This is a genomic window from Azospirillum sp. ST 5-10 (genome assembly GCF_051225715.1).
GTDB lineage: Bacteria > Pseudomonadota > Alphaproteobacteria > Azospirillales > Azospirillaceae > Azospirillum.
The window spans coordinates 108,724-132,648 of sequence record NZ_JBPJSP010000005.1 but is presented as its reverse complement, the minus strand read 5'-3'; the positions used below and the strand labels follow the sequence as shown (position 1 = coordinate 132,648).

Genomic DNA, 23,925 nt, shown 5'->3' with positions numbered 1-23,925 from the left:
AATCTCCGATGCGCTGATAATTCACCGGATAGCGATCAGCGGGCCTTGCCGTCAGCGTCTTAGATCTCTAATTTCGCTGCGTCGGGGCGTCGGCCGACGCCACGGAGACGGATCGCAAGCGACGGAGGGATGAATGGTTGCCGAACTCGAAGGAACAACGGCGATGCCGCTGACGGTGCGGCACGCGCGCTGGGCCGCCGAGGGCATCCGCCTGTTCGAGCTGGCCCGCCGCGACGGCGCCGACCTGCCGGAGTTCGCGCCGGGCGCCCACGTGCTGGTGCGCGTGCCCAACGGGATGGTCCGGCGCTATTCCCTCAGCAATCCCCCGTCGCAGCGCGACCGCTACGAGATCGCCGTGAAGCGCGAGGACGCCGGCCGCGGCGGCTCGCGGAGCCTGGTGGACGAGGCGGCGGAAGGCGACGAGCTGCTGGTCTCGGTGCCGCGCAACGACTTCGCGCTGAAGGGCAGCCCGGCGCGCTACCTCTTCATCGCCGGCGGCATCGGCATCACGCCGGTCCTGTCCATGGCCCGCCATCTCGTCGAGACCGGCGGCAAGCCATTCAAGCTCTACTATCTCACCCGCAGCCCGGAGACGACGGCCTTCCGCGAGGAGCTCGCCGCGCCGGAGTTCCGCGGCAAGGTGGTTCTCCACCACGACCACGGCGACCCCGGGCGCTCGCTCGACCTCTGGCCGATCCTCGAAGAGCCCAAGGGGGCGCACGTCTACTGCTGCGGCCCGCGCGCGCTGATGGAGGCGGTGCGCGACATGACCGGCCATTGGTCGGCCGCCGCCGTGCATTTCGAGGATTTCGGCACGGGCCAGGCGGCCCACGCCGCCACCGACCGGCCCTTCACCGTCCACCTCGCCCGCAGCGGCGAGGATGTCGCGGTGGCCGCCGAGGAGACCCTGCTGGAGGCCCTGCGGGCCAAGGGGCACCTGGTGCCGAGCAGCTGCGAGAGCGGCACCTGCGGCACCTGCCGGGTCGGCCTGCTGGAGGGCGCCGCCGAGCACCGCGACCTGGTGCTGTCGGAGCACGAGCGCGTGCGCGCCATCATGCCCTGCGTGTCCCGCGCCTGCGGCGACCGCCTCGTGCTCGACCTCTGAGGGAGGGCCGATCATGGCCGAACGCATCCTGAAGCTGGGGGTCGCGGGGCTGGGGCGCGGCTTCATGCTGATGCTGCCCACCCTCGCCGGGCACCCGCGCCTGCGCCTGGTCGCCGCCGCCGACCCGCGTCCCGAGGCACGGCGGCGATTCGCGGAGGATTTCGGCGGCCGCGGCCACGCCTCGGTGGAGGAGCTCTGCGCCGACCCCGAGGTGGAGGCGGTCTACGTCGCCACCCCGCACCAGTTCCACGTCGCCCACGTCGGTGCCGCGGCGGCGCACGGCAAGCACGTGCTGGTGGAGAAGCCGATGGCGCTGACCCTGGAGGACTGCCGGGCGATGATCGACGCGGCGGCCGCCGCCGGCGTGCACCTCCTCGTCGGCCACAGCCACAGCTTCGATTCGCCCGTCCTGAGGACGCGCGCGCTGATCGCGAGCGGCGCCTTCGGCCGGGTGCGCATGATCACCGCGATGAACTACACCGATTTCCTCTACCGCCCGCGCCGGCCGGAGGAGCTGGACACCGCCCGCGGCGGCGGCGTCGTCTTCAGCCAGGCCGCCCACCAGATGGACGTGGTCCGCCTGCTGGGCGGCGGCCGCGTCGCGCAGGTCCAGGCCACGACCGGCGCCTGGGACCCGGCGCGCCCGACCGAGGGCGCCTACGCCGCGCACCTGCGCTTCGCCGACGGCGCCTTCGCCTCGCTGACCTACAGCGGCTACGGCCATTTCGACACCGACGAGTTCTGCGGCTGGGTCGGCGAGCTGGGGCAGGAGCGCGATCCCGACCGCTACGGCACCGCCCGCGCCGCGCTGGCCCGCGTCGCCTCGCCCGAGGAGGAGGCGGCGCTGAAGAACGCCCGCGCCTACGGCACCGGCCCGGCCGGCCGGCCGGTGGTGGAGCCGCCGCGCCACCACAACCATTTCGGCCTGCTGGTGGTGTCGTGCGAGCGTGCCGACCTGCGCCCCACCCCCGACGGAATCCTCGTCTACGGCGACCGCGAGCGCTACGTGGAGCCGGTGCCGCTGCCGCCGGTGCCGCGCGCCGAGGTGATCGACGAGCTCTACGACGCCGTCGTGAACGGCCGGCGGCCGCTGCACGACGGCGCCTGGGGCATGGCGACGACCGAGGCGTGCCTGGCGCTGCTGCGCTCGGCCCGCGAGGGCGTCCCGGTCGCGCTGCGCCACCAGACGGCGGCGGATGCGCTACAATGACGGTTGCACGCACGAACCCGGCGGGGACCCCCATGAGCGACGACGGCACCGGCCGCACCCGCACGACTCCGGGCACCGCCCCGGCCACGCCATCGGGCACCATGCAGACGGCGCTGCGCCACTGGCGCGAGGACGTGCCGGGCGACCGCCTCGCCCACCTGGTCAAGGACGTGGCGCGCGGCCTCACCCGCTCGCTGCAGATGCGGCTGGCCGAGCACAACGTCTCGTTCGGCCACTGGACGTTCCTGCGCATCCTCTGGGACAAGGACGGGCTGACCCAGCGCGAGCTCAGCCTGCAGGCCGGACTGATGGAGCCGACCACCTACTCCGCCCTGAAGGCCATGGAGGCGCTGGGCTACGTCACCCGGGGCCAGCAGCCGGATCACCGCAAGAAGGTGTACGTCCACCTGACGCCGCTCGGCCGGTCGCTCAAGAACGTCCTGGTGCCGCTGGCCGAGGAGGTCAACACGGTCGCCCTGCGCGCCGTGCCGCCGGAGGACGTGGCGGTGACGCGGCGCACCCTGCTCGCCATGGTCGAGAGCCTGGCCCGCGACGAGGCCGAACAGACCAGCGACCGCCGCCGCATCCCGTCGACCCGCGAGGTGAACCGGCTGGTCGGCGACGCCGCCCGCAAGCGCCCGGTGCGCCGCAAGACGGCCCTGGACGCGGCGGACTGAACGGGCGGTCCCCGGGGGTGTCGGCCGGCGCCCCAGTCCGGGGCGCCGTTCCGAGCAAGTCCATCGGCGCCGATGGAAGGCCACCTCCGAAGGCTGGAGTTTGTCGAGGAAGCGATGATTCGGGCGGCATCGGCTCCTGGCCGGGACGTCGACGCCGCTCCCCACCTGAGCAACCTCATCCTTCGCGACCGAGCCGGATTGTCCGAGGCGATCGCTATCTCTCCACCATGTACCTCTCGGCAGGTTTCGCGTCGAACATCGCCCGCAGCAGCTTGGCGGACAGAGCTATGTAGTCGGAAAGAACGGATGCGTCGTGAAGGGACGGCGCGGTGATCGTTTCCCCTTGATCCAAGCCGGATAGAGCCGCATCGACGCAATCTTCCGTGGTCATGACAACGCTCTCCGGCAGAGGTTCAAGGTCGCCACCACCTGCGACTTCCCAGCCTTCGGAGATCACCGCTCCCGGCAGGACAAGCTGCACGTTCACCGACGTTCCCTCGACCTCATGCTGGAGGCTCTGCGTGAAGAGGAACACATAGGCCTTGGTGGACCCGTACACCGGAATGCCAGGGTAGGGGCTGAAGCCGGCACCAGAACCGATATTGACGAGCGTTCCGGCGTTGCGGCCCTTGAAAGCGTCGAGCGCAGCTTTGGAAAGCGCGGTCAGAGCCAAGACGTTGAGCGCGATCATGCGTCTGATGGTTTCGTCCGGCGTCTGCGTCAAAGCCCTGAGGGCCGAAAATCCGGCATTGTTGACGAGCAGGGAAACGGAGGCGTCGTTGGACAGGCGCTCCGAAACCGCCCGGATGCCGTCCGGCGTCGAAAGGTCGGCGCCCAGCGCCTCGGCATCGACCGAGAACCGCTGCTGAAGGTCGGCGGCGATTTGCTGCAAGCGATCCTGTCGGCGTGCAACGAGGACAAGGTCGTAGCCGCGTGAGGCGAGCCTCTCGGCATAGACCTTGCCGATCCCGGACGATGCACCGGTTACGATGGCCGTGCCGGGCTTTTCCGCGTCTGACTGTGTCAAGGCGACTTCTCCGGTTGATGGTGACGAGTCGCCCACACAGGCATATAAGATGCACTAGGCGTCAATTACGCACTTACCGTATCCTAAGTATCGTCAAGGAGACCTGATGCCCTACACTGAGGAGCAAGTTCTCGAAACGCTTCCGGGCGTGCGACCGGTTTTCGACCAGATCGCGCACAAATGGTCGATCCTGATCCTCACCTTCCTTTGCGAGGAGCCGAAGCGCTTCAATGCCCTGAAACGTCGGCTGGATGGCATCACCCAGAAGGCGTTGACGGACGCTTTGCGAAGGTTGGAAAGAAACGGGCTGGTGCAGCGCGAGGTCACGGTGACGTCGCCTATCGCCGTCGAATATTCCATCACCCCGTTGGGGCGGACGTTGCAGGACCCTCTCCTGGCTCTCTATGACTGGGCTGTCGAGCATCAAGACGATCTCGCCGCGGCACAGCAGCGCTTCGATATCAAAGGGTCGCAGGGCCTAACGGACTGATCTGAGACGGGCTGCCCACCGACCGCCGTCGGCACAAGGCGGAAGTGAGGCGGATGTCGGCTCGGGGCCGGAACACCGGACCGTCCCGAGTGACAGGGGATTGGCGGAGAACGGGGGTCGGCGCCCACGTCCGGGGCGCCGTTTCGAGCAATCCAACGAATTGACTTTGTTCACTGAACCGCCTTCAGGGAGGCCCTTCATCGGGGCCGATGGGGTCTCCCTGAAAGATGGACTTCATCGAGGAATCAACGACTTAGGCAGCATCGGCGGACTCCGACAAACCCGATGCAGTTCAGTCGCTTCCCTCCCGGGGCGGGAGACGGGGATTCTGGCGTCTGCCGTAGGAGCGCATTCCAAATGCGATCACCCCGGGCGGACCTCACTCGGCGATGCGCCAGCGGCGCAGGTAGCCGTCGGCCAGCGCGAAGCGGCCGGCGTTGGGGCAGCGGTCCGGCACCGCCGCGGTGCCCGGCGCGCCGAGCGTGGCGCGGCAGCGCTGTGCCTCGGCGCAGCCGCGGCAGGCCTCGGCCATGGCCGCCACCTGCGGCCCCAGGCCGGCGCGGCGCGCGTCGCCGAGGTCGATGCCGATGCACCGGAACAGCCGCAGCATCGGCTCCGGAATCCCGTCGAGGCCACCCATCATCCCGTTCCTCCCTCAAGTCGCTAGCTGGCGAACGATCGGACCGTACCACCGTTCGCCGGCGAGCGACTTGAGCTGGATCAATCGGCGGTGACGGGAACGTCGGCTTGCGGCGTCTCGGCGTCGGCGGCGAGGGCCCGGATCAGGTTGGCGCGCACCCGCTTCAGCACGGCGAAGGCGCGCTCCAGGTCCTCCGGCGCGATCGCCTCGACCGCGACCGCGTTGACGCCCATGGCGCGCGGCAACAGCGTCCGCTTGAGCTGGCGCCCGCGCTTGGTGAGGAAGACGTTGAACTTGCGCCGGTCGGTGGGGTGGCGGCGGCGCTCCACCAGCCCCTGGGCCTCCAGGCCGTTGAGGACCGACACCGTGGTCGGCGACATGGTGCCGGCGCGGTTGCCCAGCTCGGCCTGGGTCAGCCCGTCGCCGTCCCACAGCACGCGCAGGAAGTACCATTGGCCGAGCCCGATCCCCTCGCCCTCCAGCCGGGTCTGCAGCAACCGGGCGAAGTGCTTGTGGGTGTCGCGCACGAGATAGCCGAGGCTCTCCTCGTCCGCCCCGCCGCCGGCCGCCGGCGTCCTCGCCTTCGTGCCCTTGCTCGTTTCCATCGGCTCTCCCCTCGATTCGCAGGCGGGCGGCGACACCCTAGATCACCCGGACAGGCCGCGCCAGATCAGGCTCACCGCGATCGCCGCCAGCGCCACCAGCACCAGGCTGCGGAACGCCTGCTGCGGGATGCGGTCGCGCACGGCGCGGCCCAGCCGCAGCCCGACGAACACCGGCGCCATCGCCGCCGCCGACATCCAGACCTCTCGCGCCCCCATGGTGCCGTTCGCCAGCAGCGCCAGGGTCAGCGGCAGCGAGCCGACGAAGTAGGCGGTCGCCAGCACGCGGACGAACGTCTCCTTGGGCAGGCGAAGGGCATTGAGATAGACGATCAGCGGCGGTCCGTAGAAGGAGGTGAAGCCGCCGAGCACGCCGGCCACCAGGCCGACCGACGGCGACGCCCAGCGCTCGGCGCCGACGTCGAGGCGCGGCTCGAAACGGCCGGCGCTGAGGCCCACCAGCGCCAGGATGGTCGCCCCCAGCACCACCGCCAGCAGCGAATCGTCGAGCGCCACCAGGAACTGGACTCCCACCAGCAGCCCCGCCACCTGCGCCACGAGCAGCGGCCAGAAGCGGCGCACCACCTCGTCCACCCGCCCGCCCTGGCTCATCTGCACGAGGTTGCTCGCCACCACCGGCAGCAGCAGCAGGGCGATGGCCTGGGGCACCGGCATCACGAAGGACAGCACCGGGACCGCCACCATCGGCAGGCCCAGCCCCAGCATGCCCTTGACCACGCCGCCCGCCAGGCACGCGCCGAGCGTCACCGCCAACACCGCCGCCAGATCCCCGTCCATGCCCCTCCCTCCCGGCCCGAGCCACCGCACGGTCGCCGGAAAAACGCTCGACGCCAAACGATATTGTTGAGGGTCCGGACTGCGGCGACGGCACGCCGAAGCCGCTTGACGCCATCGATGCCCGGTGAAATGCTCGCCACCGAGTGATCAGCAACTCGAACCGACGACGGGAATGGAGGACATCCCATGGCATGCCAAGGCTGCGACACGGATCATCACGGCGCCGGCGCCGACGCCGCAGAGGTGGCGGCGGGCGAGCCGATCGCCGCCTCGCGGGAGCTGGTGGAAGATCTGGCGGCGGCGAACCGCATCCTCTACCACCGCGGCGTGGTCGACGCCTTCGGCCACGTCAGCGTGCGCCACGACCGCGCCCCCGACCGCTTCCTGCTCGCCCGCAACATGGCGCCCGGCCACGTGACGGCCGAGGACATCATGGAGTTCGACCTGGACGGCCGCCCCTTCGATCCGCGCGGCCGCCGGGTCTATCTCGAGCGCTTCATCCACGGCGAGATCTTCCGCGCCCGTCCCGACGTGGTGGCGGTGGTGCACAGCCACTCCCCGGCGGTGGTGCCGTTCAGCGTCGTCAAGAGCGTGCCGCTCCAGGCGATGTGCCACATGGGCGGCTTCCTCGCCTCGCCGGTGCCGGTGTTCGAGATCCGCGACGTCGCCGGCCCGGCCACCGACCTGCTGATCCGCGACCGTCCGCTGGGGGCGGCGCTGGCCGACGCGCTGGGCGGGTCGCCCGCCGTGCTGATGCGCGGCCACGGCTCGACCGTGGTCGGCCGCAGCCTGCGCGAGGCGGTGTTCCGTGCCGTCTACACCGAGGTCAACGCCCGCCTGCAGAGCGAGGCGCTGCGCCTCGGCCCGGTCACCTATCTGACCCCCGAGGAGGGGGCCGCGACCACCGCCACCAACGCCGGGCAGATCGACCGCGCCTGGAACCTGTGGCGCGAGCAGGCCGCGGAAGGGGCGAAGTAGGCGAACCGTCGGACGGTCGGCGCCCGCCGCGGGCGCCGGTCAGGCGGCGCGCACCTGCTGGATGAAGCGGTCGACCTCGAGGGAGAGCTTCTCGGAGTCGCGGAAGAGCTCCTGCGCCGCCTCCAGCACCTCCCCGGCCGCCTTGCCCGTGCCTTCGGCCGCCTGCTGCACGCCGCCGATGTTGGTCGAGATCTCCTGGGTGCCCTGCGCCGCCTGCTGGACGTTGCGCGCGATCTCCCGCGTCGCCGCGTCCTGCTGCTCGATCGCCGCGGCGATGGTCGTGGCGATCTGGTTGAGGTCGCCGATGGTGCGGGTGATGTCGCTGATCGCCCCGACCGCTCCACCGGTCGCCTGCTGCATGGCGGCGATCTGCGTCGCGATCTCCTCGGTCGCCTTGGCGGTCTGGCTGGCCAGGTTCTTCACCTCGCTGGCCACCACGGCGAAGCCCTTGCCGGCGTCGCCGGCGCGCGCCGCCTCGATCGTCGCGTTCAGCGCCAGCAGGTTGGTCTGCGAGGCGATCGAGTTGATGAGCTGCACGACGTCGCCGATGCTGCGGGCCTGGTCGGCGAGCGCCTGGATGGTGGCGTTGGTGGTCTCGGCGCGAGCGGCGGCGCGCTGCGAGATCGCCGCGGACTCGCCGACCTGCCGGGTGATCTCGCCGATCGAGCTCGCCATCTGCTCGGCCGAGGCGGCCACCGTCTGCACGTTGGCGGAGGTCTGCTCGGTGGAGGCGGCCACGGCGGCGGTCTGCGCCCGGCCCTGCTCCGCCATCGCCGACAGCGCCTGGGAGTTGCCCTGCATCTGCGTCGCCGCCGACGACACCTGCGACACCACGGTCCGGACCGTCGCCTCGAAGCGGTCGGCCAGCGCCTCCATCGTGCGCTTGCGCTCGGCGGCGCTCCGCGCCTTCTCCGCCTCCTGCTCGCCGCGCAGGCGCTCGGCCTCGATCAGGCTGTCCTTGAACACCGCCACGCTCGCCGCCATGCGGCCGATCTCGTCCCGCTGGTCGGTGAACGGGATCGTCACGCCGAGACGCCCGTCGGCGAGGTCGCGCATGCGCGCGGTCATGTCCCCCAGCGGCGTCGTGACGCCGCGGGTGATCGCGAAGGCGGCGCATCCCGTCACCAGCAGGATGCCGGCGCCGATCAGCGCCAGGGTGCGCGTCTGGTGCCAGAAGGCCTCGTCGACGTCGTCGACGTAGATGCCGGTGCCCAGCACCCAGTCCCAGTCGGGAAAGCGGACGACGTAGGAGATCTTCTCCCGCGCGTCGCGGTCGGCGGCGCCCTTCCACCAGTAATGATAGTAGCTGCCGCCCTGGCGGCGGACGAGATCGATCATGTCGGCGAAGATGCGGCTGCCGTTGGCGTCGGCGACGTCCAGGATGCTGGTGCCGACGAGCGCGCCGTTCGTCGGATGCATCAGCATCGTTCCGGACATGTCATTGATCCAGAAATACTGGTCGCCGGCGTAACGCAGGGTGGAGACGATCCTCATCGCGTCCTGGCGCGCCGCATCCGTGCTGCGCCCGGCCTCCCTGGCCTCGGCGGCCACCGCCTTGACGACCGACAGCACCGTTTCGATCTGCTCCTTGGTCTTCATCTGCCGTTCGGCGATCATCGTGTCTTTCAACGACATCACGGAAACGGCCGCGAACACCAGCAGACCGACCGCACCGAGCGCCACGACGCTCATCAGGCGGTACAGGATACGAATATTTTTTGCACGCATGACTGACTCGCAGGAGAAGGATCGTAATCTCCTGATACTATCGAGTCGGTGGTACTACCACTTTCTTAATGCTGTTGTTGGAGGACGCGGTTGCGGCAATTGGACACAGAGATATGAGGACATTTGAATGCTTCGGGGGGAAAGGGGAGTTCGTGGGGGCCCCGCGGCAACCTCACACCTCGAGCAGGGCGTAGGGCCGGCCTCCGTCCTTCTCGATGGTCTGGGCGACGTTGTAGACCGGCGTCCCGCGCGGGGTGGCGCCGGCGTAGCGGCCGTGGTGGGCGTGGCCGTGGACGACCGCCCGCACCTGGCCGTGGTAGCGGTCCAGCGTCTCGGCCAGCCGGGACGAGCCGAGGAAGGGGTAGATCTCCGGCGGCTCGCCCTGCACCGTCGCGGCAATCGGCGCGTAGTGCAGGACGACGAAGCAGCGTTCGGCCTCCACCTGGCGCAGCGCGCTCTCCAGGCGCATCGCCTCCTGCACCGCCTCGTTGACGAACTGCTTGATCGCCGTCTCGCCGAAGGCGTCCAGCATCATCCGCTCGAAGCCGCCGCCGAACCCCTTCACCCCGGCGAACGCCACGCCGCGGATCTCGCACGGCTCCTCTTCCAGGAAATGCACGCCGGCCTGGGCGAGGATGCCGGTCATCGCCGCGACGTCGCCGCACTCGTGGTCGTGGTTGCCGAGCACCGCCACCACCGGGATGCCGAGGCCGCGCAGGTCCTCGGCCAGGACGGCCGCCTCGCTCGGCTTGCCGTGGTTGGTGAGGTCGCCGGCCAGCGCCAGCACGTCGGCGCGCTGGGCGATCTCCTGGAACAGTTCGCGGTAGGGATGGACGGCGGTCTCCGAGACGTGGATGTCGCCGATGGCGGCGACGCGCAGCTTGCCTTCAGCCATTCTTCGTTCCTTCGCCGCCCATGTCGGCGAAGCCCCATTCGGTGACGTCGATCAGGTAGTCCTCGCGCGAGAACAGGCGGCCGCGGCAGATCCGCGTCTGCGGTGCCGGCAGACGGGCGCGCTCCTGCACCCGCAGCAGCAGCTCGTCGAGCAGCCATGGCGGGATCAGGTCGCGCTCGGACGGGTAGATGAAGCGGAAGTTGAGGACGTGCATCAGCAGCACTTCCCAATACTGCTCCATGTAGGACAGCAGCCGCTTCCAGTCGATCGCGTCGTGGCAGCGCAGGATGAGGTGGGCGACGTCGGCGCCGTCGTACTTGTGGCGGATCTGCACGAAGGCCTTGGAATAGATCAGCTCGGTCGGCGGCGTCACCTGCACCTCGTGGCCGAAGACGCGGGCGGTGTGCGATTCCTTGAACCAGCGGTCGCTGACCGGGTTGGTGGCGACGGCGGAGTTGAAGATCACGTCGAAGAACAGGTCGCCCTGGAGCACCTTGCCGAGCCAGCGCTCGTCCTCGATCTCGGTGCCGTAGCCGCGGTCCTGGAAGTAGGACAGGATGCGCGGGAAGTCGCCGGCCTTGCAGAACACGTCGATGTCCTTGGTCGGCCGCGAGATGCCGGTGTAGGCGCACACCGCGTAGGTTCCGCCGAGCAGGAAGGGGATGCCCGATTCCCGGAGCAGCCGCAGGCTCTCGGCGTAGAAGGCCTCGGCTTCCGGGGAGGCGGCGGCAGCGAGCTGCCGAAGGGTTTCGGTCATGATCGTCGGTCGCTCGTGGTTGGCCGGGCGGTCACGCGCGATGACCCGCCCCCGCCCTAACAGCGCAGCGCGACGAAAAGCGCGCGGCCACCGCGGCGGTCCCGCTTCACTCCGCCGGCTCCAGCCGGTCCAGCACGCCGTGCAGCGTCTCCAGCACCGCGCACAGCCGGCGCCGCGTGTCGCCGTCGCCGTGGTGGCGCAGGATCGCCACGGCCTGCTCCAGGTCGGGCAGCGCCCGGTCGAGGGCGGCGGTGCGGTCGGCCGGCAGCTCGAGCCAGCCCGGCTTGCCGCGGGCACCGCGGATCTGCCGCACCGCCTCGCGCAGCTGCGCCTCCACCACGGCGGTCGGCACCGCGACGGTCGGCTGCTCGCCGGCCGCCCCCGCCGGCGGCTCGTCGAGCAGGGCGCGGGCGGCGGCGAGGCGGTGGCGGGCCAGCCGGAGGTCCTGACGGGCGGTGGTGTCGGGCGGCGGGTGCCCGCGGCCGCCGGGGACGGCGGCACCGGCGAATGCGGCGAGGAGCAGCGCCGCCAGGGCGGCGAGCGCCGACGGGTCCAGCACCAGGTGTTGGAGACCGCTCCCCATGGGTCCCTCCCCGCCAGCGGCAGGCCGCAGCCGAGGCAACGCTGGTCATACCGATAATGTTCCTGGGAACTGGCACGGCAACCGCCGCGTTAGACGAATCGTCGATGTACGGAGGATCGGACGATGACGCGCTTCACGGGGTTCGCGGCACCGCTGACGGTGCTTGCCGGGGTCGCGGCGCTCTCCGCCGCGGCGCTGCCGGCCGGCGCCGCGGCGCAGACCTGCACGGACATGGTCGAGCGGTTCGCCGCCGCCAACGGCCTGTCGACGGAACCGCCGCCCAAGGCCCCGCCCTCGTCGGTCGCCGGCCTGCCGCCGGGCACGGCGGGCGGCAGCGGCACGCCGCCGGTCGCCGACGGCAGCGGCGTCACCAGCGAGGAGCTCGCCGATTCCGGCGGCGTCATCGCGCCGCCCGACGTCGGTGCCCCGGCGGTCATCGAGCCGCCGCCCGGCACCCTGAACGACATGCCGACGGCGCCGGCGATCCGCCCCGATCCCGGCATGGCCGCGGCGCCGCCGTCGACCGACACCTTCGGCCGGGCCGCCCGGCAGGCGCAGATGGAGGCCATGGTGACCGGTGCGCTCGCCGCCGCCGACGAGGGCGACGAGGCCCGCTGCCTCGACACGCTGGCCAAGGCCGAGCAGCTCGCCGAGGGCGGCGCCGGTACCGGCGAGCCGCCGGCCCGGCGGGACGGGCAATGACCGGCCCCTACCCGCCGATCCCGCCGGTGGAGCCGCCGCACCGACCGCCGCCGGGCATGCCGCCGGACCTGCCGGACGTTCCCGGCGACCCGTCGCGCCCGCCGCTCGACGACCCGCCGCCGCCCATTCCGGTGCCGCCGACGGAGCCGCCGCCGGCACCGGAGCGGCTGGTCGCCCCGCCGCCTCCCCGATAGGACGGGGGAGGCGCGAATTTTTCGGCGGTGCGGCATTGCCACGGCGCGTGGGCGTGGCGATCTGTGGGGGACGATTCCCAGGCCGCGGCCTCGGCCGGGCCCCAAGCCGGTAAGCCCATGCGCCAGACTCCCCCCCGCCACGTCTACCGCCAGCAGACCGTCCTCGCGACCGCCGTCGAGGCCACGGTGAAGTGGTTCGACCCGTCGCGCGGCTTCGGCTTCGTCCAGCCGCGCGACGGGTCGGCCGACGCGCTGCTGCCGGCGGCGGCCGTCCAGGCCGCCGGCCACGACGGACTGCCCGACGGCACCGCCCTGGTCGTCGACCTCGTCGAGGGCCGCAAGGGCGCCCAGGTGTCGGCGATCCATTCCGTCGACCTGTCGACCGCCCGGCCAACCGCACGGCCGACCGCCGCCGCCCCGCGCGGCGCCCGCCCCGCCGCCGGACCGGCGCGCGGCGCGCCGGCGCGGCCGCGCCCCGACACCCCGGGCGGCCCGTCCCGCGCCGCCGCCCCGGGCGGCCCGACCAGCGAGGTCGACGGCACCGTCAAGTGGTTCAACACGGCCAAGGGCTACGGCTTCGTGCGCCCGGACAGCGGCGAGCGCGACGTCTTCGTCCACGTGCGCGCCCTGGAACGCGCCGGCCTGTCGAGCCTCGACGAGAACCAGCGCGTCCACCTCACCGTCCGCCAGGGCGAGAAGGGGCCGGAAGCGGTGTCCGTCAGTCTTGCGTGAGGGGCGGCGCGGCCGTCCGTCGCGGCTCGGCGGCGGCCGCCGCCTTCAGCCGCTCGGCCGCCTCGCGCAGGTTGCGCTCGACCACGTTCGCCGGGGTCTGCACGCCGGCGGACGGGCCGGGCGCCGGCGCCGTGGCCCGGGCCGCCGCGTCCTCCGCCTCAACCTCCCGCCGGGCCTGCTCCCAGTGGTCGAGGTGACGGTACTCGGGACGCCCCTCGCGGTCCCACAGCTCGTAGGCGCGGGCGCGGATGCGGGACTCCAGGGCGGTGTCGTCGTTCATGGATGCTCCTCCGGTTGGACCGTCGACGGTGCATCAACAGCCGGCACGGCCCGCCGGTCACGCCCGGCGCGCTTGAACGGACACCGCGGCCTGTGCCACAGGGGGGACGTCCCCCTGCCCCGTCCTCACCGGAGCCTGCATGTTCAAGCGCTACAAGATCCACTTCAGCCGGCCCGCCGTCCGTCCCGGCCGCTCCGAGCGCGACGCCATCGTCGGCCAGCTCAAGCGATTCGTGTCGGAGAACGGCATGGTGGGCGACCTGCAGTCGATCCATCCCTCCGCCGCCTTCGGCATCGTCGAGGTGCGCTGCACCGAACGCCTGGCGCGGCGCCTGTCCGACATGCCGGAGGTCGAGACGATTCTGGAGGGATGAGGGCCCATCCGTCCAGGCGCCGACCGCGCGGGCTACCGATCCGCCGCACCACTCCCTATGTCTATCGGTACGCTCCGTCCAAGGGGACCGGCGTGCATCCCGGCGTCGCCGTGTCCGGCGGGCAGAAAAAGCAGCGAACGGGAGGATCGACGTGAGCAAATTCGAGGATCGGGCGTTCCGGGTCGGCAAGCGGCGCAGCAGCTTGGCCGAGATGAAGGGGCAGCTCGTGCGTCTGCGCCAGGATCTGGAGCAGATCGCCGCCCGCAACCCCACGGGGGCGGTGGTGGCCCCGCTGCGCCAGCGCATCCGCGCCCTGGAGGGCGAGATCGCCGAGGCCGAGGCCGACAAGGCGCGCAACCGGCCGCCGCCCCGCGACGACGGCGAGGGCGACGAGCCGTCCGGTACGCGCGCCCCGGTCCGCTCGACCGCCGGCCATTTCCCGCCGCGCGGCCGGCCCGGCTGAGGCCGGCGGCCAGGGGGAACCAGGGCCAGGGGGAACCAGGGCCAGGGTCGCGGCGTTCGCATCGCGTGCCCCGGGGCGGGCTGCGGGGCGGCGGAGAAGGAGCGCGACATGACCATCGAGGCGGTTTCCCGGCCCACCGGCGGGTCGGAGGGCGATCGCCCGCGCCGTGCCCTGATGGTCGTCAACCGCCACGCGCGCAACGGCACCGCCGCGCTCGACCCGGTGCTGACGGTGCTGCGCGACGGCGGGCTGGCCATCGACGAGCGGGAATGCCCGAAGAAGCAGCCGATTCCCGACTTCATCCGCGAACACGCCGCCGGCTACGACTGCGTCATCGTCGGCGGTGGCGACGGCACCCTCAACGCGGTGGCGCCGGTGCTGCGCGAGACCGGGCTGACGCTCGGCGTGCTGCCGCTGGGCACCGCCAACGACCTCGCCCGCTCGCTCGGCATTCCCGCCGACCCGCTGGCGGCGGCCCGCATCATCGTCGCCGGCCACGCCCACACCGTCGACCTCGGCGAGGTCAACGGCCGCCTCTTCTGGAACGTCGCCAGCCTGGGGATGAGCGTCGACCTCGCCCGCGAGCTCTCCTCCTCCCTGAAGCGGCGCTGGGGCCGCCTCGGCTACGCCGTGGCGGGCTTCCGCATCCTGCGCCGCATGCGCCCCTTCACCGCCGAGATCGTCACCGCCGAAGGGAGCCGGCGGGTGCGCACCGTGCAGGTCGCCGTCGGCAACGGGCGCCACTACGGCGGCGGCATGACGGTGAGCGCCGACGCCAGCCTCGACGACGGCCTCCTGCACGTCTACAGCCTGGAGATTAGCCACTGGTGGGAGCTGCTGGCGCTGCTGCCCGCCTTCTGGACGGGCCGGCACGGCAGGCGCAGCGACGTCCGCGCCTTCGCCTGCGCGGAGGTGACGATCCGCACCCGCCGGCCGCGCCGCATCAACACCGACGGCGAGGTGTCCACCCGCACCCCCGCCACCTTCCGCGTGCTGCGCAACGCGGTGCGGGTCTACACCCCGCCGGAGGGGCCGCCGGGAGCGCACGAAGCGAGCTGAGCGCGGTCACCTTCCGTTAACCATGTTGTGCGCCTATGGGCTCCGGTTCACGGTTCTGCAACATGGAGCCCGCTGGGATGACCGATCTTCCCACCTCCGCCGCCCTCCTGACCGCTCCGACCGCCGGCCGCCGGCGCCCGTCGCTGGCCCTTCCCATCGTGCGCGAGCTGGCCGCCCGCGCGCTGGCCGGGCGGGCGGCCGAGGCGCTGCGCCGGCCCGACGAGCCGGCCGTCGCCGAGGAGACGGTGGCGGCGCAGCTCGTCGCCGTCACCCGCCACCACCGCGACGCCCACGCCATCGCCGACGGTCTGGCGCGCCACTACGGGCACCGGGCCGGCGCCGCCCTGCTGGAGGTGCTGGACGACTTCACCGTCGAGATGCTGCGCGCCCACGATTCGCTGGTCGCCGCCTGGGCGGCGGCGCACGCCGTGCGGCCATCCCTCGGCTTCGGCGACGCCGTGCGGGTCACCACCAACGACCGGTCCTGGCGGCGCGTGACGGTGGACGGCGAGATCGTCGGCGTCGACCTGGTCCACGCCCGCTATCTCGTCCGCTCCGCCGCGCTGGGGCACGGCGACGGACCGCGCGATCCCAAGGCCCGCGCCATCCCCTTCGAGGACGTGCGCGCCGCCGCCGAGGCGGAGGAGCCGGCTGCCGCTCCGGCGCCGGCCCTCGCCGCCGCGGCCTGACTTCGCCGGCCGCCCTCGCCCGGCCCCGCCGCGGGAACGGGCGAGGGCGCGGCGCCGGGTTCAGGTCCGCTCGAGGATCGCCGCCAGCTTGGCGAAGGTGAACGGCTCCTCCGTCAGGGTGCGGACGTCGGCGGCGACGGCGGCGCGCAGCTGCGGGTCGTCGATGGAGCGGCCCCAGAACGCGCTCTCGCCGAGGAAGGCGGCGACCATCGCCTCCCGCCCCGCCGGCGTGCCGTCGTCGAGGGCGCCGATCGCCCGCATCCGCTCCAGCACGGCGGCGGAGTCGCGCGGTGGCAGCCGGTCGGCGCCGGGGAAGCGGCCGAGATAGAAGGCGAGCCAGGCGGCCAGCGACAGGGTCATCAGCGGCGCCGGGCGGCCGTGCCGCTCGCGGTAGGCGAGCAGGCGGTCGAGGTTGCGGGTCTGGTACTTGACGAGGCCGTTGAGGCTGATGTCGTGCCAGAGGTGGCGGATGTAGGGGTTGCGGAAGCGGCGCAGCACGGCGGCGGCGAACGCCTCCAGCTCCGGCTTCGGCAGGGTGAGGAAGGGGATCACCTCCTCGTTGAGGAGGCGGTCGAGGAAGCGGGCGCCGGCCGGCTCGGTGACCGCCTCCCCGACCGTCTCCACGCCCGCCAGCAGCGCCAGCGCGCACAGGCCGGTGTGGGCACCGTTGAGGATGGCGACCTTGCGGGCCTTGTAGGGCGTGACATCGGTGGTCACCACCGTGCCGGGGTCGTGCGCGCCGAGCGGCAGCCGCAGCTCGGGCATGCCCTCCTTGCGCTCGATGACGAAGAGATGGAACAGCTCGGCCGCCGTCATGAAGCTGTCGGCATAGCCGAGCTCGCGGGTGAGGTCGTCGGCCTCGGCGCGCGGGAAGCCGGGGACGATGCGGTCGACCAGCGTGTTGTAGAAGGCGTTGTCGGCTTCGACCCAGGCGACGAAGCCGGGCTCCAGGCCCCAGTCGGCGGCGTGCCGCAGGACGATGCGGCGGAGCTCGTCGCCGTTGTGGTCGATCAGCTCGCACGCCAGCATCTGCAGGCCCGATTCGGCGCTGCCGCCGAAGGCCTTCCAGCGCTCGTGCAGGAAGCGGGTCATCTTGCCCGGGAAGGAGGCGGGCGGCGCGTCGTCGTAGGCCACCTCGGGCACGTAGGCGATGCCGGCGTCGGTGGTGTTGGAGACCACCACCGCGACGGCGGGGTCGCGGGCGAGCGCCAGCACGCCGGGCCAGTCGCCGTGCGCCGGGATCTCGCGGCGCACGCAGGCGATCAGCCGGCTCTCCGAGACCTTCTCGCCGGCCTCGTCGACGCCGCGCGACAGCACGGTGTAGACGCCGTCCTGCTCGTCCAGGCTGTGGGGCAGGCCGCCGGCGATCGGGCGGACCACCGCGACCCCCCAGTCGCCGCCGGTGGCCTCGTTGAGGCGGTCGACCTTCCAGTCGAAGAAGGCGCGCAGGAAGTTGCCTTCGCCGAACTGCACGATGCGCGGCGTCGGGCGCGGGCGGCCCTGCAGGAAGGAGGCGTTGAGACGCTCCATGATCGGGGTCCTCGGGTTGCGCCGGCGGGCGGCGGCGGCGCGCGTCGCCCCGCCCGCGCCCCACCCCGGAACGGGGGGAGGATCGCGGGCCGTCGGCGTGTCGGGCGCCGCCCGGCGGCGGCGTGGGTCGGCGGCGGCACCGTTCGCCGATGCCGCCGGGGGGATGCGGCGGCTACAGGGTCACGCCGGTCTTGAAGATGACGACGTCGTGGACGTCGTTCTCCTCGTTGCGCGCCGGCGCGCCGCCGGCCACCGCCAGGATGCGCTCGATGAAGGCGGGCAGCAGCCCGTCGACCGTGGCGGTGCCGGCGGCGATGGGGCCGGCGTCGAAGTCGATCCAGTGCCGCTTGCGCTGGGCGAGGTCGCTGTTGGTGGCGATCTTCATGGTCGGCACGATGCCGCCGAGCGGCGTGCCGCGTCCGGTGGTGAACAGCACGATGTGGCAGCCGGCGGCGGCCAGCGCCGTCACCGCGACGCCGTCGTTGCCCGGGGCCTCCAGCAGGGTCAGGCCCGGCGTGCGGATGCGCCCGGCGTAGCGGATGACGTCGCGCACAGGGGTGCGGCCTGCCTTCTGGGTGCAGCCCAGCGACTTCTCCTCCAGGGTGGAGATGCCGCCCGCCTTGTTGCCGGGCGACGGGTTCTCGTAGACCGGCTGGTCGTGGTCGAGGAAGTACCGCTTGAAGTCGTTGATCAGGCCGACGATGGATTCGAAGACCTCGCGGCTCTCGGCGCGCTCCATCAGCAGGTGCTCGGCGCCGAACATCTCCGGGACCTCGGTCAGCACCGTCGCTCCGCCGATCCCGCAGAGCCAGTCGGAGAAGGCGCCGAGCAGCGGGTTGGCGGTGATGCCGGAGAAGCCGTCGGAGCCGCCGCACTTCAGGCCGATGCGCAGCCGGTCGGCCCCCACCGGCTGGCGGACGTCGCCGCGCATGACCTCGGCCAGCGCCGTGAGGTCGGCCAGCGCCGCCTCCAGCTCGTCGCCGACCTCCTGGGTGGTGAGGTAGCGGATGCGCCGCGGGTCGGGATGCTCGAAGCCCTGGCGGAACAGCTCGCGCGTGTTGTTCTCGCAGCCCAGCCCCATGACGAGGACGCCGCCGGCGTTGGGATGGACGGCGAGGTCGCGCAGGATGTTGCGGGTGTTGTCGAGGTCGTCGCCGAGCTGCGAGCAGCCATAGGGGTGCTCCAGCACCAGGACGCGCGCGCCCTCGGGCAGCAGGCCGGACGCCTCGAACCGGCGGGCGGCGTTCTTGGCCAGCCCGTTGATGCAGCCGACCAGCGGGATGATCCACAGGTCGTTGCGCACGCCGATCTCGCCGTTGGCGCGGACGTAGGCCGGGATCGTCGGCACCGCCGCCGGCGCCGCTTCCGCGGACGCCGCCGCGGGGCCGGCATAGGCGTAATCTTGCACCCCGCCCAGCGCGGTCTTGATGTTGTGGGTGTGGACGTGGCGGCCGGGCGGGATGGCCTCCCGGGCGATGCCGATCACGCTGCCGTACTTGATCACCCGGTCGCCCGGGCGATGCTCGGTCAGTGCGAACTTGTGTCCCTGCGGCACGTCGTCGAGCAGGACGACGCCCAGCGACTCGACGGCCTGGCCGCGCGCCAGCGGCTCCAGGGCGACGGCCACGGTGTCGTCGGCGTGGATCTTCAGATATTTGGCCATGCTTGGGAAGCCTCGACGCAGGAACGGGTGGGGACGGCCGGGATCATCGCGCGAGCAGGAGCGACAGCTCCGGCACGAAGGTGACGATCAGCAGGGAGAGCAGCAGGGCCGCGAAGAGAAGGACGGATTCCCGCATGAAGTCGGAGATCTTCACCTTCGCCAGGTTGCACACCAGCAGCATCACCGTGCCCACCGGCGGCGACAGGCAGCCGAGGGCGAGGTTGACGATGACGATGATGCCGAAATGGACGGGATCGATGCCGAACTGGTGCACCGTCGGCATCAGCAGCGGCACCATGACGATGAGGATCGCGTTGCCCTCGATCAGCATGCCGAGCAGCAGCAGGACGAGGTTGAGCAGCAGCAGGAACACGTACTTGTCGTCGGTGACCGCGGTGATGTAGGTCGCCAGCTGCTGCGCCGCCTGCTCCAGCGACAGGATCCAGGCCAGCGCCGAGCAGGCCATGATCACCAGCATCACCGACGCCGTCGACTTGAAGGTCTCCACCAGCGCGTCGGCGACGTTCTTGATGCGCATCTCGCCGTAGATGACGAAGCCGATCACCAGCACGATGGCCACCGCCACAGCGCCCGCCTCGGTGGGGGTGAAGACGTTGGCGCGGATGCCGCCGATGACGGCGACCAGCAGCACCAGCACCGGCCATGCGCCCAGCAGGGTGCGTCCGGTCTCCGCCGCGCTCGGCCAAGTGGTGCGCGAGGGCGGGTAGCCGTGCCGCTTCGACACGACGTAGGCGGCGATCATCAGCAGCACCGCCATCAGGATGCCGGGCAGGATGCCGGCCATGAACATGGCGCCGATCGACACGTCGGCGACCAGCCCGTAGATGATGAGGGCGATGCCCGGCGGGATGATCGGCGTGACGAGGGCGCCCGAGGCGGTCACCGCGGCGGCGAAGGCGCGGTCGTAGCCCTTGCGCTCCATCTCCGGCACCAGCATGCGGGTGAGCATGGCGCTGTCGGCCAGGTTGGAGGCGCTGACGCCGCCCAGCAGCGTGCTCAGCATGATGTTGGTCAGGGCCATGCCGCCGGTGAACTTGCCGACGATCAGGTCGGCGACCCGCAGCAGGCGCTTGGCGACGCCGGTGTGGTCCATCAGCGTGCCGAGCAGGATGAAGAAGGGGATCGCCAGCAGCGAGAGATTCTGCGACGCCCCGATCAGCCGCTGCACGGCGATCTGGTCGGGGACGCGGCTGAAGAAGACGAAGTAGACGAGCACCGCCGCGAAGATGGCGACGTAGAGCCGCATGTTCAGGGCGAACAGGCACAGCATGACGAGGATGATGACGGGCCAGCTCATGGCGCCTCTCCCTTGACGATCACCGCCAGGTCGGCGATGCAGCGGCGCACCAGGAGGATCTCGATGCCGGCCAGGCCGATCGGCACGGCGATGTCGATCCAGAACCAGGAGATCTGCAGGATCTCGGTGAGCTTGTACTCGGCGCTGCGGGCGAGGCCGTAGCCGAGCCAGGCGGCGTAGGCGAGCACCGCCATCGACAGCAGGGTCATCGCCAGGTCGACGGCGGCGTTGGCGCGCGGCGGCAGCAGATCGGTCAGCACGGGGATGTGGAGATGCTGGCCGTCGCGCTCGGCGACGACGGCGCCGACCATGATGATCCAGATCATCAGCAGCCCCGACATCTCTTCGGCCCAGTGCAGCGGCGCGTCGAACACGTAGCGCGCGGCCACCCCGACGATGGTCATCGCCACCAGGAGCACCAGCGCCCCCCCGGCGACGGCCGACGGCAGGCGTCGGATCAATTCCATGAGGTCGTCCTCCCAAAGCCGGGCGGGCCGGGGGCCCGCCCGCACCCCTCGCGCGTCCTACTTCAGCTGCGCCTGGATCTGGTCGTAGAGACCGGGCGTCCACTTCGGGAATTGCGTGTAGACGACCGTCGTCGCCTCGCGGAACGGGGCGACGTCGGGCTGGATCACCGTGACGCCCTCGGCCTTCATCTTGTCGATGAACTTGGCGTCCTCCTCGGCCGCCAGCTTCTGGCTGTACAGGCCGGCCTGGTAGCCGGTCTCGTGCACCATCCGGACGACCTCCTCGGGCAGGGCGCTGAAGAAGGCCTCGCCGCCGACCCAGACCGAGGTGTTGGTGATGTAGCCGACCAGGCTCAGGTACTTGGCCTGCTCGTGCAGCTTGGCGCCGTACAGGACCGAGATCGGGTTCTCCACGCCGTCGATGAGGCCGGTGGTCAGGGCCGGGTAGACCTCGCCCAGGGGCATCGGCGTGGCGGTCCCGCCCATCGCCTCGATCGTCTTGATCTGCATGACGTTGTTGGGGACGCGGATCTTCATCCCCTTCATGTCGGCCGGAGTGTTGATCGGCTTCTTGGCGAGGATGTGGCGCACGCCGTAGAGATAGTTGGACATCACGATGTGGACGCCCTTCTTGCGCAGGTCCGCGTCCTTCTTCTTGAACCAGTCGCTCTCGTAGATCTGGAAGAGCTTCTGCGGGTCGTCGGTGAGGTACGGGCCGAACAGGATGCCGACGTCGGGATCGAAGTCCTGCAGGAAGCCGACGTCGGAGAGGGTGATGACGTTCATCCCCATCATCGCCTGCTCCATGACGTCCTTCTTGGCGCCGAGCTGGGAGCTGGGGTAGAGCTTGAGCGTCACCGCGCCCTTGCTCGTCTCGCTGAGCAGGTCGGCCCAGTAGTGCATCACCCGGTCGAGCGGCTCGCCGGGATTGTTCTCGTAGGCCACGAGGATCTCGGTCGCGGCCTTGGCGCCGGTGGCGGCGCCCAGGGTCAGAACGCACGCCGCGAGGGCGGAAACCAATAGGCGTTTCATCATTTCCTCCGGTTTTTCACAAAGCCCGGGCGCGCGGCGGCGCCGGCGCGGCGCCGCTGCGGACCGTCGGTGATCGCTTTTCCGATGGGGCGGCCGCCGCGGGGGGAGGGGGGCGCGGCCGCCGGGGTGTGGGCGCTAGCGCTCGATCATCACCTTGAGCGTGGTGTCCCGCTCGGCGACCCAGTAGGGCAGCGCCTTCTCGGCGTCGGCGAAGGGGAAGACCTTGGAGATCAGGTCGTCGGGCGGGGTCTCCAGGGCTTCCAGGTAGCCGATGACGGCCTGGAAGTCGGCACCGGTCGCGTTGCGCGACCCCATGATGTCGAGTTCCTTCAGGTTGAAGAACTGCGTCTTGTAGGACACCGGCTCCTTGGCGTAGCCGATGTAGACGACGCGGCCGGCGAAGGCGACGAGGTCGATCGCCTGGGTGAAGGTGGCCGGCAGCCCGACCGCCTCGATGACGACGTCGGCGCCGTCGCCGCCGGTCAGCTCCTCGACCCGCTTGGCGACGTCCTCGTGGGCGGCGTCGATGGTGTGCGCGGCGCCGTAGCGGCGGGCCAGCCCGGTCTTGGCCGCGCCGACGTCGACGGCGATCACCCGGGCCCCGCGGTGCACGGCGCCGGCGACGGCGCCCATGCCGATCATGCCGCAGCCCAGCACCACCACCGTGTCGGCCGCCTCGACGCGGCCGCGGGCGACGGCGTGGAAGCCGACGGACAGCGGCTCGACGAGGGCGAGGTGGCGCGGCGCCAGGGTGTCGTTGAGGATCAGCTTGCCGTGGGGCAGGACGACGTACTCGGACAGGCCGCCGTTCTGCTGCACGCCCAGCGTGCGGTTGCTGCGGCAGGCGTTGACCCGGCCCTTGCGGCACGACGGGCAGGTGCCGCAGCTCGTGTAGGGGATGACGATCGCCCGCCGGCCGGCGGCGTACTCGGCCGGCACGCCCTCGCCGACCGCGGCGATCTCGCCGCCGATCTCGTGGCCGGGGATGCGCGGCAGCGCCACCAGGGGGTTGAGGCCCTTGTAGGTGCTGAGGTCGCTGCCGCACAGGGCGACGTGGCGGATGGCCAGGAGCACCTCGCCGGGACCGGGCGAGGGCTCGGGAACCTCGTGGAAGGCGCAGCGCTCGACGCCTTCGATCATCAACGCTTTCATCATTCGCGTCCTTGGTCGGCGGATGCGGCGGCGCCCACGGGGGACGATTCCTCGTTGAACACGCTCTCGCTGAAGTTGAAGTGCGAGCTGCACGCTTCGAGCGCCTTGCGGTAGGAGCGTTCGCGCAGGGCCGCGACGATCTGCCGGTGGTGGTTCACGGTGGTGGGGGCGATGGTGGCGTTGCTCTTGCCGATCTCAAGGTAGTAGATCATCGGCTGCGCCATCGCCTGGTACATCTTCTGCAGCATCGTGTTGCGCGACGCCGCGACGATGGTGGCGTGGAAGCGGAAATCGATCTCCGCCGCCTCGCGCACCGTCAGCTGGTGCTCCATCTCGTCGGCCAGACGGTCGAGCAGCGCGATCTCCTCGTCGCTGATCAGGTCGACGACCTCGGGCAGGATGCCGACCTCGATGAGGCGGCGGAACTGCAGCATCTCGCGGCAGGTCTTCACGCTGCGGTCGAAGCACTGCTCGAGGATGCGGAACATCGCCTCGACGTCGGGCGCGCAGACGCGGGGCCCCCGCTGGGTCTTCTCGACGAAGCCGTAGGCCTCGAGGAAGACGATGACCTCGCGGATCGTGTTGCGGCCGACGCCGAACCGCTCGGCCAGCAGCCGCTCGTTCGGCAGCAGGTCACCGGGGCGGTAGCGCTCCGGGATCTCCTTGCGCAACTCCTCGAAGATGGCCTTGACGGTCGAGACGCCGTTCATGGGGCTGCCGGATGGCTGGGCATGGTTTGATCCAACAATTGGACAATGCGGGCGTTACCATACCACTGAAC

The 23,925-nt window shown here is 71.3% G+C and carries 28 protein-coding genes; 12 read left to right on the top strand and 16 right to left on the bottom strand.

Translation table 11 applies throughout. The features are described from left to right. Positions 1-133 precede the first annotated feature (133 nt). The 3 genes from ACSBPG_RS08205 to ACSBPG_RS08195 are packed head-to-tail and all read left to right on the top strand — an operon-like array spanning position 134 to position 2,992. A complete protein-coding gene (locus ACSBPG_RS08205; protein ID WP_435536649.1) occupies positions 134-1,105 on the top strand; it encodes a PDR/VanB family oxidoreductase in 972 nt (323 codons plus the stop codon). 13 nt (positions 1,106-1,118) lie between these two features. Beyond that, positions 1,119-2,315, top strand: a complete 1,197-nt coding sequence (locus ACSBPG_RS08200) for a Gfo/Idh/MocA family protein (protein ID WP_435536648.1) — start codon at positions 1,119-1,121, stop codon at positions 2,313-2,315. A gap of 32 nt (positions 2,316-2,347) precedes the next feature. Further along, the gene (locus ACSBPG_RS08195; protein WP_435536647.1) at positions 2,348-2,992 is read left to right on the top strand and encodes a MarR family winged helix-turn-helix transcriptional regulator; all 645 of its coding nucleotides are present in this window, start codon (positions 2,348-2,350) and stop codon (positions 2,990-2,992) included. Positions 2,993-3,206: 214 nt separating this feature from the next. Here ACSBPG_RS08195 and ACSBPG_RS08190 read toward each other — a convergent pair whose 3' ends face one another. Further along, positions 3,207-4,019 (bottom strand): SDR family NAD(P)-dependent oxidoreductase, encoded by an 813-nt coding sequence (locus tag ACSBPG_RS08190; protein ID WP_435536646.1) that lies wholly within the window; start codon positions 4,017-4,019, stop codon positions 3,207-3,209. Positions 4,020-4,125: 106 nt separating this feature from the next. Here ACSBPG_RS08190 and ACSBPG_RS08185 point away from each other — a divergent pair, with 106 nt between their 5' ends. Continuing rightward, positions 4,126-4,509 carry a winged helix-turn-helix transcriptional regulator gene (locus tag ACSBPG_RS08185; RefSeq protein WP_435536645.1) on the top strand — a complete coding sequence of 128 codons (384 nt, stop codon included), beginning with the start codon at positions 4,126-4,128 and terminating at the stop codon, positions 4,507-4,509. Between the two features lie 379 nt (positions 4,510-4,888). Here ACSBPG_RS08185 and ACSBPG_RS08180 read toward each other — a convergent pair whose 3' ends face one another. The 3 genes from ACSBPG_RS08180 to ACSBPG_RS08170 form a co-directional block, all read right to left on the bottom strand. Continuing rightward, positions 4,889-5,152 (bottom strand): DUF6455 family protein, encoded by a 264-nt coding sequence (locus ACSBPG_RS08180; protein WP_435536644.1) that lies wholly within the window; start codon positions 5,150-5,152, stop codon positions 4,889-4,891. Positions 5,153-5,229: 77 nt separating this feature from the next. Further along, positions 5,230-5,754: a MarR family winged helix-turn-helix transcriptional regulator gene (locus ACSBPG_RS08175; RefSeq protein WP_435536643.1), complete on the bottom strand. Its 525-nt coding sequence runs from the start codon at positions 5,752-5,754 to the stop codon at positions 5,230-5,232. A 42-nt stretch (positions 5,755-5,796) separates the two neighbouring features. Then, positions 5,797-6,549 carry a sulfite exporter TauE/SafE family protein gene (locus ACSBPG_RS08170; RefSeq protein WP_435536642.1) on the bottom strand — a complete coding sequence of 251 codons (753 nt, stop codon included), beginning with the start codon at positions 6,547-6,549 and terminating at the stop codon, positions 5,797-5,799. Positions 6,550-6,735: 186 nt separating this feature from the next. Here ACSBPG_RS08170 and ACSBPG_RS08165 point away from each other — a divergent pair, with 186 nt between their 5' ends. Next, complete coding sequence (locus ACSBPG_RS08165) at positions 6,736-7,527, top strand: class II aldolase/adducin family protein (RefSeq protein ID WP_435536641.1); 792 nt, start codon at positions 6,736-6,738, stop codon at positions 7,525-7,527. A 39-nt stretch (positions 7,528-7,566) separates the two neighbouring features. Here ACSBPG_RS08165 and ACSBPG_RS08160 read toward each other — a convergent pair whose 3' ends face one another. The 4 genes from ACSBPG_RS08160 to ACSBPG_RS08145 form a co-directional block, all read right to left on the bottom strand. After that, positions 7,567-9,255 carry a methyl-accepting chemotaxis protein gene (locus tag ACSBPG_RS08160; protein WP_435536640.1) on the bottom strand — a complete coding sequence of 563 codons (1,689 nt, stop codon included), beginning with the start codon at positions 9,253-9,255 and terminating at the stop codon, positions 7,567-7,569. Positions 9,256-9,427: 172 nt separating this feature from the next. After that, positions 9,428-10,150, bottom strand: a complete 723-nt coding sequence (locus tag ACSBPG_RS08155) for a metallophosphoesterase family protein (protein ID WP_435536639.1) — start codon at positions 10,148-10,150, stop codon at positions 9,428-9,430. After that, complete coding sequence (locus ACSBPG_RS08150) at positions 10,143-10,907, bottom strand: nucleotidyltransferase family protein (RefSeq protein WP_435536638.1); 765 nt, start codon at positions 10,905-10,907, stop codon at positions 10,143-10,145. Before ACSBPG_RS08150 ends, ACSBPG_RS08155 begins: the two co-directional genes overlap by 8 nt. A gap of 106 nt (positions 10,908-11,013) precedes the next feature. Next, positions 11,014-11,490 (bottom strand): hypothetical protein, encoded by a 477-nt coding sequence (locus ACSBPG_RS08145; protein ID WP_435536637.1) that lies wholly within the window; start codon positions 11,488-11,490, stop codon positions 11,014-11,016. Positions 11,491-11,613: 123 nt separating this feature from the next. Here ACSBPG_RS08145 and ACSBPG_RS08140 point away from each other — a divergent pair, with 123 nt between their 5' ends. From ACSBPG_RS08140 to ACSBPG_RS08130, 3 genes are all read left to right on the top strand, one after another. Further along, complete coding sequence (locus tag ACSBPG_RS08140) at positions 11,614-12,192, top strand: hypothetical protein (protein WP_435536636.1); 579 nt, start codon at positions 11,614-11,616, stop codon at positions 12,190-12,192. After that, positions 12,189-12,386, top strand: a complete 198-nt coding sequence (locus ACSBPG_RS08135) for a hypothetical protein (protein ID WP_435536635.1) — start codon at positions 12,189-12,191, stop codon at positions 12,384-12,386. Before ACSBPG_RS08140 ends, ACSBPG_RS08135 begins: the two co-directional genes overlap by 4 nt. A 117-nt stretch (positions 12,387-12,503) precedes the next feature. Beyond that, the gene (locus tag ACSBPG_RS08130; protein ID WP_435536634.1) at positions 12,504-13,118 is read left to right on the top strand and encodes a cold-shock protein; all 615 of its coding nucleotides are present in this window, start codon (positions 12,504-12,506) and stop codon (positions 13,116-13,118) included. Here the strand turns inward: ACSBPG_RS08130 and ACSBPG_RS08125 are convergent. After that, positions 13,105-13,398, bottom strand: a complete 294-nt coding sequence (locus ACSBPG_RS08125; RefSeq protein ID WP_435536633.1) for a DUF2934 domain-containing protein — start codon at positions 13,396-13,398, stop codon at positions 13,105-13,107. The two genes, ACSBPG_RS08130 and ACSBPG_RS08125, sit on opposite strands and share 14 nt — an antisense overlap. Before the next feature lie 139 nt (positions 13,399-13,537). Here ACSBPG_RS08125 and ACSBPG_RS08120 point away from each other — a divergent pair, with 139 nt between their 5' ends. From ACSBPG_RS08120 to ACSBPG_RS08105, 4 genes are all read left to right on the top strand, one after another. After that, positions 13,538-13,771: a hypothetical protein gene (locus tag ACSBPG_RS08120; RefSeq protein WP_435536632.1), complete on the top strand. Its 234-nt coding sequence runs from the start codon at positions 13,538-13,540 to the stop codon at positions 13,769-13,771. A 151-nt stretch (positions 13,772-13,922) separates the two neighbouring features. After that, a complete protein-coding gene (locus tag ACSBPG_RS08115; protein WP_435536631.1) occupies positions 13,923-14,234 on the top strand; it encodes a Gas vesicle protein V in 312 nt (103 codons plus the stop codon). 108 nt (positions 14,235-14,342) lie between these two features. Continuing rightward, a complete protein-coding gene (locus ACSBPG_RS08110) occupies positions 14,343-15,293 on the top strand; it encodes a lipid kinase (protein WP_435536630.1) in 951 nt (316 codons plus the stop codon). A gap of 77 nt (positions 15,294-15,370) precedes the next feature. Next, on the top strand, positions 15,371-15,982 hold the full coding sequence (locus ACSBPG_RS08105) for a hypothetical protein (protein WP_435536629.1): 612 nt from the start codon (positions 15,371-15,373) through the stop codon (positions 15,980-15,982). A gap of 60 nt (positions 15,983-16,042) precedes the next feature. Here ACSBPG_RS08105 and ACSBPG_RS08100 read toward each other — a convergent pair whose 3' ends face one another. The 7 genes from ACSBPG_RS08100 to ACSBPG_RS08070 form a co-directional block, all read right to left on the bottom strand. Then, complete coding sequence (locus tag ACSBPG_RS08100; protein WP_435536628.1) at positions 16,043-17,512, bottom strand: tagaturonate reductase; 1,470 nt, start codon at positions 17,510-17,512, stop codon at positions 16,043-16,045. A gap of 172 nt (positions 17,513-17,684) precedes the next feature. Beyond that, positions 17,685-19,175, bottom strand: a complete 1,491-nt coding sequence (locus tag ACSBPG_RS08095; protein WP_435536627.1) for a UxaA family hydrolase — start codon at positions 19,173-19,175, stop codon at positions 17,685-17,687. A 43-nt stretch (positions 19,176-19,218) separates the two neighbouring features. Further along, positions 19,219-20,493 carry a TRAP transporter large permease gene (locus ACSBPG_RS08090; RefSeq protein ID WP_435536626.1) on the bottom strand — a complete coding sequence of 425 codons (1,275 nt, stop codon included), beginning with the start codon at positions 20,491-20,493 and terminating at the stop codon, positions 19,219-19,221. After that, entirely contained in the window at positions 20,490-20,960 is a 471-nt protein-coding gene (locus ACSBPG_RS08085) for a TRAP transporter small permease (RefSeq protein WP_435536625.1), read from the bottom strand. Before ACSBPG_RS08085 ends, ACSBPG_RS08090 begins: the two co-directional genes overlap by 4 nt. A 57-nt stretch (positions 20,961-21,017) precedes the next feature. Continuing rightward, positions 21,018-21,992, bottom strand: a complete 975-nt coding sequence (locus ACSBPG_RS08080; protein WP_435536624.1) for a C4-dicarboxylate TRAP transporter substrate-binding protein — start codon at positions 21,990-21,992, stop codon at positions 21,018-21,020. 135 nt (positions 21,993-22,127) lie between these two features. Continuing rightward, positions 22,128-23,147, bottom strand: a complete 1,020-nt coding sequence (locus ACSBPG_RS08075) for a zinc-binding alcohol dehydrogenase family protein (RefSeq protein WP_435536623.1) — start codon at positions 23,145-23,147, stop codon at positions 22,128-22,130. Then, positions 23,144-23,854 (bottom strand): FadR/GntR family transcriptional regulator, encoded by a 711-nt coding sequence (locus tag ACSBPG_RS08070; RefSeq protein ID WP_435536622.1) that lies wholly within the window; start codon positions 23,852-23,854, stop codon positions 23,144-23,146. Before ACSBPG_RS08070 ends, ACSBPG_RS08075 begins: the two co-directional genes overlap by 4 nt. Between the last annotated feature and the right edge of the window lie 71 nt (positions 23,855-23,925).